Source organism: Bacteroides sp. OM08-11 (assembly GCF_003438665.1).
Taxonomy (GTDB): Bacteria; Bacteroidota; Bacteroidia; order Bacteroidales; family Bacteroidaceae; genus Bacteroides; species Bacteroides cutis.
Window position 1 is genome coordinate 120548 of sequence record NZ_QSTJ01000005.1, and the last position, 16039, is coordinate 136586.

The 16039-nt window shown below is 40.8% G+C and carries 16 protein-coding genes and 1 riboswitch; of the genes, 4 read left to right on the top strand and 12 right to left on the bottom strand.

Going from position 1 to position 16039, the window contains the following annotated elements; genetic code table 11:
* Positions 1-21: 21 nt before the first annotated feature.
* The 12 genes from DXC10_RS10630 to fabD form a co-directional block, all read right to left on the bottom strand.
* On the bottom strand, positions 22-531 hold the full coding sequence (locus DXC10_RS10630; RefSeq protein ID WP_117737859.1) for an ECF transporter S component: 510 nt from the start codon (positions 529-531) through the stop codon (positions 22-24).
* A 150-nt stretch (positions 532-681) separates the two neighbouring features.
* A complete protein-coding gene (locus DXC10_RS10635; RefSeq protein WP_117737860.1) occupies positions 682-1803 on the bottom strand; it encodes a DUF362 domain-containing protein in 1122 nt (373 codons plus the stop codon).
* Positions 1804-1914: 111 nt separating this feature from the next.
* Positions 1915-2712, bottom strand: coding sequence for a bifunctional hydroxymethylpyrimidine kinase/phosphomethylpyrimidine kinase (gene thiD, locus DXC10_RS10640; RefSeq protein WP_117737861.1), 798 nt, complete (start codon positions 2710-2712; stop codon positions 1915-1917).
* 31 nt (positions 2713-2743) lie between these two features.
* Positions 2744-3337: a thiamine phosphate synthase gene (locus tag DXC10_RS10645; protein WP_117737862.1), complete on the bottom strand. Its 594-nt coding sequence runs from the start codon at positions 3335-3337 to the stop codon at positions 2744-2746.
* A 39-nt stretch (positions 3338-3376) separates the two neighbouring features.
* Positions 3377-4072, bottom strand: coding sequence for a HesA/MoeB/ThiF family protein (locus tag DXC10_RS10650; RefSeq protein ID WP_117737903.1), 696 nt, complete (start codon positions 4070-4072; stop codon positions 3377-3379).
* Between the two features lie 7 nt (positions 4073-4079).
* Positions 4080-5216 carry a 2-iminoacetate synthase ThiH gene (gene thiH, locus DXC10_RS10655; RefSeq protein WP_117737863.1) on the bottom strand — a complete coding sequence of 379 codons (1137 nt, stop codon included), beginning with the start codon at positions 5214-5216 and terminating at the stop codon, positions 4080-4082.
* A gap of 74 nt (positions 5217-5290) precedes the next feature.
* Positions 5291-6982: a phosphomethylpyrimidine synthase ThiC gene (gene thiC / locus DXC10_RS10660; RefSeq protein ID WP_117737864.1), complete on the bottom strand. Its 1692-nt coding sequence runs from the start codon at positions 6980-6982 to the stop codon at positions 5291-5293.
* A 42-nt stretch (positions 6983-7024) separates the two neighbouring features.
* A complete protein-coding gene (locus DXC10_RS10665) occupies positions 7025-7801 on the bottom strand; it encodes a thiazole synthase (RefSeq protein ID WP_117737865.1) in 777 nt (258 codons plus the stop codon).
* Between the two features lie 15 nt (positions 7802-7816).
* Positions 7817-8458, bottom strand: a complete 642-nt coding sequence (locus tag DXC10_RS10670; RefSeq protein WP_117737904.1) for a thiamine phosphate synthase — start codon at positions 8456-8458, stop codon at positions 7817-7819.
* Positions 8459-8484: 26 nt separating this feature from the next.
* Positions 8485-8682 (bottom strand): sulfur carrier protein ThiS, encoded by a 198-nt coding sequence (thiS, locus tag DXC10_RS10675; RefSeq protein WP_117737905.1) that lies wholly within the window; start codon positions 8680-8682, stop codon positions 8485-8487.
* Positions 8683-8750: 68 nt separating this feature from the next.
* A riboswitch (TPP riboswitch) is annotated at positions 8751-8842 on the bottom strand.
* Between the two features lie 88 nt (positions 8843-8930).
* Positions 8931-9458 (bottom strand): hypothetical protein, encoded by a 528-nt coding sequence (locus DXC10_RS10680; RefSeq protein WP_101542875.1) that lies wholly within the window; start codon positions 9456-9458, stop codon positions 8931-8933.
* 89 nt (positions 9459-9547) lie between these two features.
* On the bottom strand, positions 9548-10435 hold the full coding sequence (gene fabD / locus DXC10_RS10685; protein WP_101542874.1) for an ACP S-malonyltransferase: 888 nt from the start codon (positions 10433-10435) through the stop codon (positions 9548-9550).
* Positions 10436-10826: 391 nt separating this feature from the next.
* On the opposite strand from fabD, the gene DXC10_RS10690 reads away from it, so the two are divergent.
* The 4 genes from DXC10_RS10690 (at position 10827) to xylE (ending at position 16011) form a co-directional block, all read left to right on the top strand.
* The gene (locus DXC10_RS10690; RefSeq protein WP_101542873.1) at positions 10827-11558 is read left to right on the top strand and encodes an NUDIX domain-containing protein; all 732 of its coding nucleotides are present in this window, start codon (positions 10827-10829) and stop codon (positions 11556-11558) included.
* A gap of 31 nt (positions 11559-11589) precedes the next feature.
* Entirely contained in the window at positions 11590-13077 is a 1488-nt protein-coding gene (locus DXC10_RS10695; protein ID WP_101542872.1) for a xylulokinase, read from the top strand.
* A 26-nt stretch (positions 13078-13103) separates the two neighbouring features.
* Positions 13104-14420, top strand: coding sequence for a xylose isomerase (gene xylA, locus DXC10_RS10700; RefSeq protein WP_101542871.1), 1317 nt, complete (start codon positions 13104-13106; stop codon positions 14418-14420).
* 115 nt (positions 14421-14535) lie between these two features.
* Positions 14536-16011, top strand: coding sequence for a D-xylose transporter XylE (gene xylE / locus DXC10_RS10705; RefSeq protein ID WP_101542870.1), 1476 nt, complete (start codon positions 14536-14538; stop codon positions 16009-16011).
* Positions 16012-16039: the final 28 nt, after the last annotated feature.

The following is a 16039-nucleotide window of genomic DNA, read 5'->3' on the forward strand; positions in this document are numbered from 1 at the left end:
ATTTATGGGTTAAATTATTTTTTAGATTTTAGCTATTACTTTCAGTAATGCATAGCCACCGAACCACTGAATTAACATACCCGGAATACCCATACGGAAATCTTGAACAGCAAGGAAAAAGTCACCACACAAAGCCCATTCAAAAGCAGTACCGATAACCTGATAAGAGAGGACTACTCCCAATAAAGCCAACAGCGAAACACTTTTTACATGACGTGCAGCAAGTGCAGCTGCTCCTGCAAGCAAACCAGACTTTATCAGAATAGCCGGTAACACAGTTACGGCAGGCATTGCAAATAACAGATGATTGATTACCGGAGATAATATGGCAGTCAGCAGACCTACTTGGAAGCCATATTTATAAGCAGCTATCAATGTGAAAAAATAAATAGGCAACAATGTTGGGCCACCTGTCGGTACTAAATGACAAAGTTGCGGTAGGGCAATATTTCCAACAATAAATAAAAGAGCAAATAAATAAGTTCTTACGTTGCCGAAGGGCAAAGAATAAAGTTTAGCAGATGTTTCCATTTGTACAATGATATGAGTTAATTTTTATTCGTTATTTTAATTAGAATACAAAATTAAGGGATGAACGGACATCTTCTTTACAGATTTGTCTCAAACCCTATAATTTTTGTATCTCGCTACTCAATTATGACTTTATAAACTTTAAAAGGTTTAAATTTTTACCAATTCATATTCCATAGTTCCCAATCCTATCTTTTCAGCATGGCGAAGCCCTGCCAACCAGTCAGTATCGGGATGTATTATATGAAATTTATCACAGCCACGTAGATCCTCATGTTCATGACCTTCACCCAAAACATTATTCCCATGCAAAATAGGAGCTTGGGTAACCATATCTGCACATGCCATATCCAAAGCTACCGGGTCTGCTGATGCCAGAATTCCAAGGTCGGGAACGATAGCTGCGTCATTATGGTTCCAGCAATCACACTCTGGAGAAACATTCATGATAAAACTGATATGGAAGTGTGGCTTATCTTTTACTACGGCAAGAGAATATTCGGCAATCTTATAATTCAATCGTTCGGACGTATCCCAATCGCTTACTACAGCAGCATCATGTTGGCAGAGGGCTACACATTGACCGCATCCTACACATTTCGCATAGTCTATTTCCGCTTTCCGTTCTGCATTCATATGCACGGCATCATGGGCACAATGCTTTACGCATATATTACAACCGATGCAGTTTCCGGTATCAATCTTAGGTTGGGAGGATGCATGTAACTCCAACTTTCCACCCACGCTGGCACAGCCCATTCCAAGATTTTTTAAGGCACCTCCGAAACCGGCTTGTTCATGTCCCTTGAAATGATTCATACTGATAACGACATCGGCATCAGCAATGGCTGCACCGATTTTAGGTGCCGGACAATATTCTCCATTCAAAGGGATCTCACGATACTCAGTTCCTTTTAAACCATCGCCGATAATTACCTGACACTGTGCAGATATGGGATTGAAACCATTTTCCATGGCACTTTGTAAATGGTCTACCGCATTGGAACGACGTCCGCTATAGAGTGTATTACAATCCGTAAGGAACGGCTTGGCTCCGTAGCTACGGAGTAGGTTAGCCATTCGTGCAGCATAGTTGGGACGAATATAAGAGAGATTTCCCGGTTCACCGAAATGAATTTTAATGGCTACAAAGTTGTCCTTTAAAGGGAGTTCACCGATACCTGCACGCTTCAGTAAGCGTTCCATTTTATCCAAAAGATTAGAGGTAGGAGAGGTGCGTAAGTCTGAAAAATATACTTTTGCTTTTTCCATATTATACCTATTTATAGTGATAGCTTCTGCAAAAATAATAGATAAAATTAAATAATAATAGGTATGTAACTAAAAAGCTAATGAATACAGTGGATAAAAATATAAAACAGGTTATTCTTCAAATGTAAAATGTCCTAATGGACCATTTCCTTGGCCGATTTGCAGTTCTTTACCATTACTGATAGCAATATTTATGTAAGTTTTAGCTTGGTGGACAGCCTCTTCAAGTCTTTTGCCTTTGGCAAGAAAAGTAGCGATTGCAGAAGAAAGCGTACATCCTGTTCCATGAAGATTCTGGCTTTCTATTTTTTGATGTTTAAACCGGTGGATATGTCCCTCGTTATATAGTATATCACACATTTCATTGCCGATTAAATGTCCACCTTTTATTAATACCGAGGTGTGATAGTTATCTGATAATCGGCAAGCTGCGTTTTCCATTGTCTTAATATCCGTGATTGTTTGATTCAACAAGAAACTTGTTTCGTCCAGATTTGGAGTTATTAGAGTACAGAGGGGGAAGAGTTTGTCTTTGATAGTCTGAATGGTCTCTTCTGTCATGAGGCGGCGTCCACTAGTAGAAATCATAACAGGATCATAAATTATAATTTCAGGTTTATACTTTTGTAAACATTGGGAAATGGCATACACTATTGAACTATTGTGTACCATACCTATTTTAATAGTATGAGGGTGTAAGTCATCCATTACAGATTTAATCTGTGCTTTAACTATATCAGCGGGAAGAGGGTATACCGCTTGTACGCCCACTGTGTTTTGTGCAGTTATGGCAGTGATAACGGAAGCTGCATAGCCTTTCAGTGTAGAAATAGTTTTTATGTCGGCTTGTATGCCTGCACCACCTGAACAGTCAGAACCTGCAATGGTAAGTATGATGGGAGGAGTCATCGTTATTATATCAGTTGTGAATTGAATATTATTAATAAGATAAGGAGAGACGTCTGAGATTTTGGAAGTATTTGATAAAATCATTTCCTGTCCTGCTCCAAATATCACCCAATATAGCTACACCTCCAAAACCTAAAGATTGAATTTCTGGAAAATGTTTTGCAGAGATACCTCCCAACGCCACTACCTGAGAATCGATAATTTGAGATTGGCAGGCTCGTAGGAGACTGTCGTGTGTATAGGCGGAAATATAACCTGCTTTGGAAATACTATCGTAAATGGGACTGAGAAAAACATAATTGCAAGTCGATTTACGTTGTACAACCTCGTTTAAAGAATGGCAGGAAGAACTTATATGCCCTGAATAATTCTCGGGAATATGTGGGTTGCGCTTGTTCAAGTGTATACCTTTTAAATGATAATCGGACACCAAGCAAAAATGTTCATGGGTAACGATACGCTCCATGTATTGAGGGGGTAACTTGTTTAAAAGACTTTCAATCTCTACTATCGAAGCATCGGGTTTGCGCAGATGTAAAGTTTGTAATCCAGAATGGAATAGCGCAGTGATAGCTTCAGCTTCTCCTTCGAAAAAACAGGGGGTAGTGATAACTATTAATTTCATATTCTGTAATAGGAGTTATAGTACTTTTATTGGTGAAATTTAAAAGTCAATAATATACGATTGCATGGTTCGTAAATCAATAGTCCATAGTTTACCAGCCAGTAAATTACCGTAACCGCAAATCAGTTTCAGTGTTTCGTTGGCTTCTATGCTCCCGACAATAGCCGGAGTGATTCCGATAACAGATTTATTGGGTGGCGGCATTTGCGATGTTATTGTTTCATCCGGATAGAGATTACGATAAGTTCTGAAAACACTATCATGACAAAACACGGAGACTTGGCCTTCGAAACCTTGAATAGCTCCATAGACGTATGGCTTATTTGTTTTAGCACAAGAGTCGCTCAATAAGTAGCGAGTTGTAAAATTGTCACATCCATCCACAATGATATCATAGTTCGCAATCAGTAAATCTGCGTTTTCTTCAGTTAGCCGGAAAGGATAAGCTTCTATCTTGATGTCACTATTCAAACCTTGTAGTCTGCGTGTAGCGCATTTTACTTTAGACTGCCCAATCTCATCTTCGATATATAAAACCTGGCGTTGGAGGTTGCTGAGATTGACGGTATCTTCATCTATCAATCCGATGGTTCCTACGCCGGCGCCGGCCAGATATAGTGCGATAGGAGAGCCAAGTCCTCCTATACCTACTATCAAGACACGTGCATTTTGTATCTTCCTTTGTCCTTCTTCACCTATTTCAGGAAGGGTGATTTGTCTGTCGTATCGGTTCATTATTTTATTATTTTCTTGCATATTTCTTTAAATCGAAACTTACATCCCAATCCTTCCAAATCGGTTCACGCCCTAAACGTTTTAATGCGGCATTTACTTCTACAGCTTTACGCTCATCACTCACATGGAATTGTTCGAGGGCCTGTGGATATGTGTAATATCCGCCTGGTTCCGTTTTACTTTCCGCGCTCATGGTCGTTACCCCCAAGGTAGCCATGTGGTCTCTTATCTCAGCCGGTTCACGGGTAGAATAGGAGATATCTACGTCATGGTCAAATATCCGCATGGCAAAGGTCACTTGTGCCAGTTCACGGTCATTCATGACTACATTCGGCTGAAAGCCTCCATTCTCAGAAGGACGCATTCGGGGGAAATTGACACTGTATTTTGTTTTCCAATAATGTTTTTGAAGATAACGCAAATGGTACGCCATCATGCAGATGTCTGTTCTCCATTCTTTTTCCAAACCGATAAGTACTCCCATACCGATGGAATGGACTCCAGCTTGTCCCATACGGTCGAAACCGTTTACACGCCATTCAAATTTCGATTTCATGCCTCGAGGATGATAGATATTATAATTGGCTTTATGGTAAGTTTCCTGAAAGCAGATGACACCGTTCATACCATGTTTTTTTAGTTCGGCATATTCTTCTGCCTTCAAAGGCATTACTTCTATCTTTAAATTACTGAAATAAGGTTTTGCCAAATCAAGGGCACGAGCAATATAGGGTACCCCTGCTTTTGCCGGGTTTTCTCCGGTAACCAGTAGCAGGTTCTCAAAAGGAGCTAGTTTTTTGATGGCTTTGTACTCGTTTACAATCTCTTCTTCCGTCAGTATGGTACGCGGCATGGGGTTACTGATATGGAAACCACAATATACGCAAGAATTGATACAGGAGTTTGTTATATATAAAGGTACAAACATGGAAATTGTCTTACCGAAACGTTCTTCTGTATATTTTTTACTTAAGCGTGCCATTGTTTCCAAATAGGGGATGGCGGCAGGTGAAATAAGTGCCATAAAATCCTCTACATCACAATATCCTTTGGAAAGAGCACGGCGTACATCTGCATCTGTTTTAGTGTGAATACGTTCCGTTGTCGCTTCCCACGATATTTTTTCTAATTCGTCTGAAAACATATTGTATTATGGTTTAAATTTGAATAATTCTTTTCATTCTTTGTATCTTCTGTAGTGAAAGAAAACTACCCCATTTACTTACTCTTTTTCATCCTTAAATCTCTACTCAATCGTATTGCACAGAAATTGGGTCCACACATGGTACAATACTCCCCATCTGTATGATGTCCTGCACGGAAATACGTTTGGGCACGTTCTGGATCCAAAGAAAGGTCAAACTGATCTTTCCAACGGAACTCATAACGAGCTTTACTTAATGCATTGTCCCGGATTTGTGCACCTGGATGCCCTTTGGCCAGGTCAGCAGCATGTGCAGCTATCTTATAAGTAATAACTCCTACACGTACATCTTCCTTATCGGGCAGTGCAAGGTGCTCTTTGGGAGTGACGTAACATAGCATTGCAGTACCTAACCAACCTATTTGCGCTGCACCGATGGCTGAAGTGATATGGTCATAACCAGGAGCAATATCCGTAACCAGTGGACCGAGGGTATAGAAAGGGGCATTATGGCATTTCTCTATCTGGCGTTCCATGTTTTCTTTAATCTTGTGCATGGGGACATGTCCTGGACCTTCGATAAAAGCTTGCACATTTTTTACCCATGCGCGCAGTACGAGTTCACCCATCGTATCGAGTTCCGCAAATTGTGCTTCATCATTGGCATCGTATATAGAGCCTGGACGCAATCCGTCTCCCAAAGATACTGCTACATCATATTGTGCCAGTATATCACAAATATCATCAAAATGTTCGTAAAGGAAACTTTCCCGGTCGTGCATCAGGCACCACTTACTCATGATACTTCCACCTCGGCTAACAATTCCACACAGACGTTTATCCGCTAGATGTGCGTTGTGACGACGAATGCCGGCGTGGATGGTGAAGTAATCTACTCCCTGTTCACACTGCTCGATGAGAGTATCCCGGTAAATCTCCCAGGTGAGGTCTTCTACCTTTCCGTTTACCTTCTCCAATGCCTGATAGATAGGTACAGTACCTACGGGAACAGGACAATTACGGATAATCCACTCACGAGTTTCATGAATGTTTTCACCGGTAGAGAGATCCATTAACGTGTCACCACCCCATTTACAACTCCAAAGTGCTTTTTCCACTTCTTCCTCAATGCTCGATGTGGTGGCGGAGTTTCCTATATTCGTATTGATTTTCACAAGAAAACTGCGTCCTATAATCATCGGCTCGGCTTCCGGATGATTGATATTGGCAGGTAGTAAGGCACGTCCTTCTGCTATTTCCCGGCGAACAAATTCGGGTGTGATATACGTTTCTATACCCAGTTCGGCACAGTTCATGTTTTCGCGGATAGCTACGTATTCCATTTCGGGCGTGATAATGCCCTGCTTGGCGTAATACATTTGTGTACAACATTTTCCTTCTTTGGCTCTATATGGTAGGGTAATATGTTCGAAACGGAGGGAGTCGAGACTTTTATCATTACGGCGTATACGTCCGTATTCAGAGGTGATTTCTGGAAGTTGTTCTACATCGCCGCGACTGAGTATCCACGGTTCGCGTAGGCGTGGTAATCCCTTTTTTAAGTCGATATTTATTGCTGGATCACTGAATGGACCGCTGGTATCGTAGATGTAAATATCCGGATTGGGAGTGATTACTTTTTCTTCGTTGACGAATGTTGTACTCGGTATTTGTTCTACCTTACGCATTGCCACGCGAAGTTCCGGATAAATACTGCCCGACAGATACACTTTTTCTGAACGGGGGAATTTTATTTTTTGTTTCATATCAGATACAATTTAAAGTCTTATTTATCAAATAATCGGCTTCTATTTATTCAGGAAAGAAGTCAGCGGCGAACTGGCTTCCGCCACAAAATCAGTAGCCTGCAATCCTAGTCCCGCTTCGTATGCCATGCGTCCTGCTTCTACGGCTTGCTTGAAGGCTTGTGCCATGTTTACCGGTTCTTCAGCCACTGCTATGGCGGTATTTACCAGACAGGCGGAAGCTCCCATTTCCATAGCTTCGGCGGCATGGCTCGGTGCACCGATACCGGCATCCACTACAACAGGAATATTGGCCTGTTCTATGATGATACGCAAAAAATCACGGGTCTGTAATCCTTTATTGGTACCGATGGGGGCTCCCAACGGCATGACGGTAGCCGCACCAGCTTCTTCTAGACGTTTACACAAGGTAGGGTCTGCTTGGCAATAAGGAAGCACTACAAATCCTAGTTTAACCAACTCTTCAGTGGCTTTCAGGGTTTCTACGGAATCGGGAAGTAAGTAACGCGGATCGGGATGTATCTCCAGTTTCAACCAATTGGTACCAAACGCTTCGCGCGCCATCTGGGCGGCAAATACGGCTTCTTCGGCATTACGTACTCCCGAGGTGTTGGGTAGAAGTTGGATATGAGGATGCTTGATATGCATCAACATGTCATCTTCCCGGTTGTCCAGTTCGATACGCTTCATGGCTACCGTCACCATTTCTGTGCCAGATGCCAATATCGATTGCTTCATCACTTCATTTGAATTGAATTTTCCGGTTCCTAAGAACAGGCGCGAGCTGAATTCACGTCCCGCAATGATTAATTTTTCCATGTCTGTATAATTCGTTTATTGTCTTGCTTCCTTTTTGATGATTGAAATGATTTTTTTCATTTCTTCTATTGGGTCACTTGCCCGCAAGATGCTACCTGACAGGGCAATTCCATTGATACCTGTGGCCATTATGGCAGGAATGTCCTCGACGGTTATTCCGCCGATGGCAATGATAGGGAGGTTGATAGAGTTTTTTTTCGCTTGTTGTATGATGCTTTTGTATCCTTCCAGTCCCAGTATCGGATTAAGGTTCTTTTTAGTGGTGGTATATCTGAAAGGACCACAACCTATATAATCGGCTCCGGCAGAATAGAGGTTTTTGACGTCTTCGTATGTATTTGCCGTACCACCTATTATATATTTATTTCCGAGAATACGGCGTGCTTCGGCGATAGGCACATCTTTTTTTCCAAGATGTACACCCTCGGCTTGAACTTCTTGTATCAGTTCTACATGGTCATCGATAATGAATGTGGCGTCATAGCTTTCACATAGCTTTTTCGTTTCTATGGCTATGGGGAGAATCTCTTCAATAGGAGTGTCTTTCATGCGTAGTTGGACCCATCGGCATCCACCTTCCAAAGCCATACGTACGGAGTCTAGATATGTATATTGTTCTGTATAATGAGTAATGAACTGTAGGGTTCCGTTTCTCATTTCGTTTTTTTTACTTTTCATATTCCTCATCCTCCACAAGCGGCTTTTATGATGACAATGGAAATACCTGCGGACAATACATAGTCTGTCCATTCTGTGCGTGGTATCATACGGTTGTTTACGGCAACTGCAATACCTTGCGCTGGTAAGGAAAGTTCTTCTGTTAGTTGTAAAAGGGTAACAGCGGCTGTTTCCACTTCTTTGTTGTTTATTAATACTTTCATTTTCTGTTTATTGTAAATAATCAATAATGGAAGTAAATACAAAGAAGCGCCGCTAAGGCGGAAATATGAAGAATATAATGTTCAATTCCTACGGCAGTACTAACTGCATCAGGTTCGAGGGTATAATCTCAGCCCGGACCGGGCACCCCTTTGTCTTTACAATGGCAAAGGTAAGGGAAATACAGACATAAAAAACAAAAGAACCGATTTTTTTTATTTATCGAATTACAATTTGTTTCCTGAAACTACTACTTCTTTATTTTCTTAAAAATGTTTCGTATGGCGCTCCTGACACTGCTAGAATAATACTCTGTATCGGTGTTCTCAAGTATAAGTTGCAACTCTTTCAGGAGTTCCGGTTCTAACTTGCAAAGTTTATATGCCATTCGGATGGATAATGCTTGTACACCTATACTTTCTTTGGGCGACAACATGTGGTCTAAGCAATAATTTAGTAAATCGACGGGAATAGGAGTAGGGGCGGGTATATTGTAAAGTATGGATAATAATAAGCGTTTGGAACCCTCGTGCCGACAAACTAATAATCTTTGAAGTATGTCATTGTATAATGGAGCAAACCAGCTGGGGTACAATTCGCTCACTTTCTCACATACCCAGATGGCTCGCCATGAGACGGCTTGCTTTTCATCAGATATCAGTTGATGCATGTCTTTCAGGTATTCCGGTTTATTACAGATTTCATGTACTAATGCATCTATAGATAACTTATTGATGGATACATCCAATGCGTTTCTGAATTTATCTATATTTTTCATGGTTCTCAATCTTTCGGCAGAGATAGGTATAAAAAAAAGGCCACTTTCCAAAAGGAAAGCAACCTTCATTATAATGGTATGTTTAAAAGTTATGCAATGCCATGAGCATTTGCTTCGGGAGCAATTTTTTTGATAAGACCTTGAAGCACTGCGCCGGGACCGCATTCTGTGAATTCTGTAGCGCCGTCAGCCACCATGTTCTTCACAGTCTGAGTCCAGCGTACAGAAGCTGTCAACTGGGCAACGAGGTTTTTCTTGATTTCTTCCGGGTCAGTATGGGGCAGTGCATCTACATTCTGATATACAGGACATTGGGGAGCATGAATTTCAGTCGCATTAATGGCTGCTTCCAATTCTATTTTAGCAGGATTCATCAACGGAGAGTGGAAAGCGCCGCCAACCTTTAAAGGTAAAGCACGTTTTGCACCGGCTACTTTCATCAATTCGCAAGCTTTATTGATACCTTCCATTGAACCGGAGATAACAATTTGTCCCGGACAGTTGTAATTGGCGGCTACGCAAACTTCGCCTTCGGTATTTACCTGAGTACAGATTTCCTCCACTTTTTCATCCGGAAGGGCTATGATGGCCGCCATGGTAGAAGGGTGTGCTTCACAAGCTTTCTGCATTGCCATGGCACGGGCATAAACCAACTTCAAGCCGTCTTCGAAACTCAAAGCACCGGCTGCAACCAATGCGGAGAACTCACCCAGTGAATGTCCAGCAGTCATTTCCGGTTTAAAGTCATCGCCCATGCAAAGTGCGGAGATAACGGAATGAAGGAATACGGCAGGTTGAGTAACCTTAGTCTGGCGCAGATCTTCGTCTGTACCGTTGAACATAATATCTGTAATGCGATATCCCAGGATATCATTTGCTTTTTCAAAAAGTTCTTTGGCTAAAGCCGAGTTTTCGTACAAGTCTTTTCCCATGCCTACAAATTGGGCACCTTGACCCGGAAATACAAATGCTTTCATTTTACTTGTTTTTTAGTGTTTAATTAAAAAGTGTCGCAAAGGTAAAGGTTTTTCTGATATTCACCGCACAAATAGAGTTTTTTGTGCAATATAGGGTTGGAGATGCATTAATAATACAATATCCCTACAATCTTTCAGATATAATGGTTGCTTATTGAAATCCTTATAAATAAAGTACTTCATACTTGTTACGTACAATACAATAGCAACCTCTTTTCTATTGCTAAAATACATATTGTATTTTATATGATAACACGTAAATATGATATTGTATTTTATATGATATGTACTTATTTGATAAATAATGTTTTATAACACAATAAAAATATATTTTTATATATTGGTTATTTGAAAAACCTATTTATATTTGTAACGTTTAAATATAGATATTATGCAAAACATGGAACAGATAACACCATTGGCGAACAACCATATATCGGTAGATTGTGTAGTGATTGGTTTTGACGGAGAACAACTCAGAGTTCTGTTGATTAAACGTGTGGGGGAAGAGGAAGGGGAAATATTCCATGATATGAAGTTGCCCGGAAGTTTAATTTATATGGATGAAGATTTAGATGAGGCAGCCAAAAGAGTGTTGAACGAATTGACCGGGCTGAAAAATGTAAATCTCATGCAATTTAAGGCATTCGGTTCTAAAGACCGTACAAAAGATCCTAAAGATGTACATTGGTTGGAGCGTGCCATGCAATCCAAAGTGGAACGTATTGTTACCATAGCTTATTTGTCCTTGGTAAAAATAGACCGAGCATTGAGTCGCGCATTGGATGATTATCAGGCTTGCTGGGTAGCAATGCAGGATATTAAAATCTTGGCGTTCGACCATAATCTGATTATCAAGGAGGCTATGACGTATATACGCCAGTATGTAGAAATCAATCCGTCTTGTTTGTTCGATTTATTACCTCGCAAATTTACGGCGGCCCAGTTGCGTACTCTATATGAATTGCTATACGGGAAACAGATAGATGTGCGCAATTTTCATAAGAAGATAGCTTTAATGGAGTACGTAGTTCCTTTGGAGGAACGCCAACAGGGAGTAGCTCACCGGGCGGCTCGTTATTATCGTTTCGATAAGAAGATATATAATAAGGTACGACGATGAAGAATTTTATAATCAGTAATTTGTAATTAATATGTATTTATTAGGTTATGACATCGGCAGTTCGTCTGTCAAAGCGAGTTTGATAAATGCCGATAGCGGTAAATGTGTTTCTTCTGCTTTCTTTCCTAAGACAGAGGCGGAGATTATAGCTATGAAACCGGGTTGGGCGGAACAAAATCCTGAAAATTGGTGGGATAACCTTAGACTGGCTACACAAGCAGTTTTGAATGATTCAGGTGTAAATGCGGCGGATATAAGGGCAATCGGAATTTCTTATCAAATGCATGGATTGGTATGTGTAGATAAAAATCAACAGGTATTACGTCCTGCCATTATCTGGTGTGATTCGAGAGCTGTTCCTTACGGACAAAAAGCTTTTGAAATGTTGGGAGAGGAGGCTTGCCTTTCCCGTTTGTTGAACTCTCCGGGTAATTTTACTGCTTCTAAACTGGCGTGGATAAAGGAGAACGAACCTGCTATCTACGAAAAAATATACAAAATCATGTTACCGGGCGATTATATCGCCATGAAACTGAGTGGTACTATCTGTACTACAGTTTCCGGATTGTCAGAAGGTATGTTTTGGGATTTCAAGAACGGTCAATTAGCTGGTTTCCTGATGGATTATTATGGTTTCGACAAATCCCTGATAGCAGATATCAAACCTACCTTTTCCGAACAAGGACGTGTAAATGCCATTGCGGCTCAAGAGTTGGGATTGAAAGAAGGTACTCCGATTACTTATCGTGCAGGAGATCAACCCAATAATGCGCTTTCTTTAAATGTGTTTAATCCCGGAGAAATAGCATCAACCGCAGGAACATCAGGGGTTGTTTATGGGGTAAATGGTGGAATAGACTATGATCCGAAATCGCGTGTTAATACATTTGCTCATGTCAACCATACGGTTGAACAAACCCGTTTGGGAGTTCTGCTTTGTATAAATGGTACAGGTATTTTGAATTCTTGGGTGAAGCGTACGGTTGCCCCCGAAGGAATATCATATAATGATATGAATACATTGGCGGCACAAGTTCCTATCGGCAGTGCGGGGATCAGTATTTTACCTTTCGGCAATGGTGCTGAACGTATGTTAGAAAACAAGGAGATAGGTTGCTCCCTTCATGGCGTCAACTTTAACCTGCATGGAAAACAGCACATCATTCGTGCGGCACAGGAAGGTATTGTATTTTCCTTTAAGTATGGTATCGATATTATGGAACAAATGGGCATTCCCGTACAGAAAATTCATGCGGGAAAAGCTAATATGTTTCTGAGTCCGTTGTTCCGTGAAACTTTGGCTGGTGTTACGGGGGCTGTGATTGAGCTTTATGATACTGACGGTTCAGTGGGAGCTGCCAAAGGTGCCGGTATGGGTGCCGGTATCTATAAAGATAATAATGAAGCTTTTGCCACGCTTGAAAAACTGGAGGTAATAGAACCGAAATTGGCTGATTGTGAGGCTTATGCGGATGCTTATGCAAGATGGAAGACTTATTTGGAATTATCAATTATATAATTAGTTTTTAAATAATATTTAAGATTATGGCAACAAAAGAGTATTTTCCTGGAATAGGAAAGATTAAATTTGAAGGAAAAGAGAGTAAAAACCCGATGGCATTCCGTTACTACGATGCAGAAAAAGTTATCATGGGTAAGAGAATGAAAGATTGGTTGAAGTTTGCAATGGCGTGGTGGCATACACTTTGTGCAGAAGGCGGTGACCAATTCGGTGGCGGTACAAAGAGTTTCCCCTGGAACGACTATACTGATAAAATTCAGGCTGCTAAAAACAAGATGGATGCCGGTTTTGAGTTTATGCAGAAGATGGGGATCGAATACTATTGTTTTCACGATGTAGACCTCTGCACGGAAGCTGATACCATTGAAGAATACGAAGCTAATTTGAAAGAAATCGTAGTTTACGCAAAGCAAAAGCAGGTAGAAACAGGTATCAAATTATTGTGGGGTACTGCCAATGTATTCGGTCATGAACGCTATATGAATGGTGCGGCTACCAACCCAGATTTTGATGTTGTAGCCCGTGCTGCTGTTCAGATTAAGAATGCAATTGATGCTACCATTGAACTAGGTGGCTTAAACTATGTGTTCTGGGGTGGACGCGAAGGTTATATGTCTTTGCTGAACACTGATCAGAAACGTGAGAAAGAACATCTTGCACAAATGCTGACCATTGCCCGTGACTATGCCCGTGCCCGTGGCTTCAAAGGTACATTCTTGGTTGAACCGAAACCGATGGAACCAACCAAACATCAATATGACGTAGATACAGAAACTGTTATCGGTTTTTTGAAAGCTCATGCTTTGGATAAAGACTTTAAAGTAAATATTGAAGTAAATCATGCAACATTAGCCGGTCATACATTTGAACACGAACTGGCAGTGGCTGTCGACAACGGTATGCTGGGTTCTATTGACGCTAATCGTGGTGATTATCAAAACGGTTGGGATACAGACCAATTTCCCATTGATAACTATGAACTGACTCAAGCCATGATGCAGATTATTCGTAACGGTGGTTTGGGCAATGGTGGTACGAATTTTGACGCTAAAACTCGCCGTAATTCTACTGATCTTGAAGATATCTTCATTGCTCACATCGCAGGTATGGATGCTATGGCACGTGCATTGGAAAGTGCGGCCAAGTTGCTGGAAGAATCTCCCTATAAGAAGATGCTGGCAGAACGTTATGCATCCTTTGACAGCGGTAAGGGTAAAGAGTTTGAAGAGGGTAAGTTGACCTTGGAGGATCTTGTTGCTTATGCAAAAGTCAATGGCGAACCGAAACAAATCAGTGGTAAACAAGAATTGTATGAGGCAATTGTGAATATGTATTGCTAAAATTAATAGATAGTTGATAATGGATAATTAGTAATTACCATATGGTTATAATGGTTTAATTATTTAGTCTTTCATTATCAACCGTCAATTGTTAATTGCAAATTAAATCAATATTATGAATTATACAGAAAAAGGTAGCAAAATATATCTCTTTTCTATCGTACTTGTAGCTGTAATCGGTGGTTTGCTTTTCGGTTACGATACGGCTGTTATCTCCGGTGCTGAAAAGGGACTTCAGGCTTTCTTCATCGGAGCGGATTTTGAATATACAGACGCAATACATGGCATCACTTCATCCAGTGCATTGATCGGATGTATTATCGGTAGTGCTGTTTCAGGTTTCTTTGCATCCAGGCTTGGTCGTAAGAAATCTCTTTTTATGGCTGGTATTCTCTTTTTTTTGTCGGCATTAGGTTCATATTGGCCGGAATTCTTATTTTTCGATTATGGTGTTCCGTCTTATTCTCTTTTAATAGCTTTCAATTTCTATCGTGTGTTGGGAGGTATAGGTGTTGGCCTGGCATCAGCCATCTGCCCGATGTACATTGCAGAGATTGCACCGAGTAATATCCGTGGTACATTGGTCTCCTGGAATCAGTTTGCTATCATTTTCGGTCAGTTGGTGGTGTATTTTGTAAATTTCTTGATTTTGGGTAGTCATGTCAATCCTGTTATTGATTTGGTAAATGGAGTAAATCAGATTATGAACCCTGAAGCTGCCGCTTGGACTACTGAAACAGGTTGGCGTCTGATGTTTGTCAGCGAAGCTGTTCCTGCCGGCTTATTTGCATTATTGGTATTATTCGTTCCTGAAACGCCGCGTTATCTTGCTATGTGTGGTAAAGATGAAAAGGCATTGAATGTATTGAGTCGTATCAACGGATTTGCCCAGGGAAAAGTTATTCTGGCTCAGATTAAAGTTACTACTGAAGAGAAGACAGAAAAACTCTTTACTTACGGATGGATGGTTATCTTTATCGGCATTATGTTGAGTGTATTCCAACAGGCTGTCGGTATTAATGCTGTACTTTATTTCGCTCCACGTATTTTCGATACAATGGGTATGGCAACTCCAATGGTACAGACTGTATTTATGGGGATTGTTAATATTCTCTTCACATTGTTGGCTGTTTTCACTGTAGAGAAATGGGGACGTAAGCCGTTACTTATTTCCGGTTCTATCGGTATGGCAATTGGTGCATTCGGTGTGGCTCTTTGCAACATTGTGATAGGATTTCCACCTATTATATCAGTCGTCAGTATTATGATTTATAGCGCTTCTTTCATGTTCAGCTGGGGACCGATTTGCTGGGTGTTGATTGCAGAAATATTCCCGAATACCATTCGTGGTGCGGCAGTAGCTGTAGCAGTTGCTTTCCAATGGATTTTTAATTTCATTGTTTCATCTACTTTCCTACCGATGTACAATATGCGTCTCGGAGAAATGGGTGATAAGTTCGGGCATATGTTTGCTTATGTTTTATATGGTATTATCTGTGTGGTGGCTGCCATTTTCGTTTGGAAACTTGTTCCTGAAACGAAAGGCAAGACATTGGAAGATATGACCAAATTATGGAAGAATAGAAAATAAAAAAACAGATGTTTTATTCTGAAAAAAG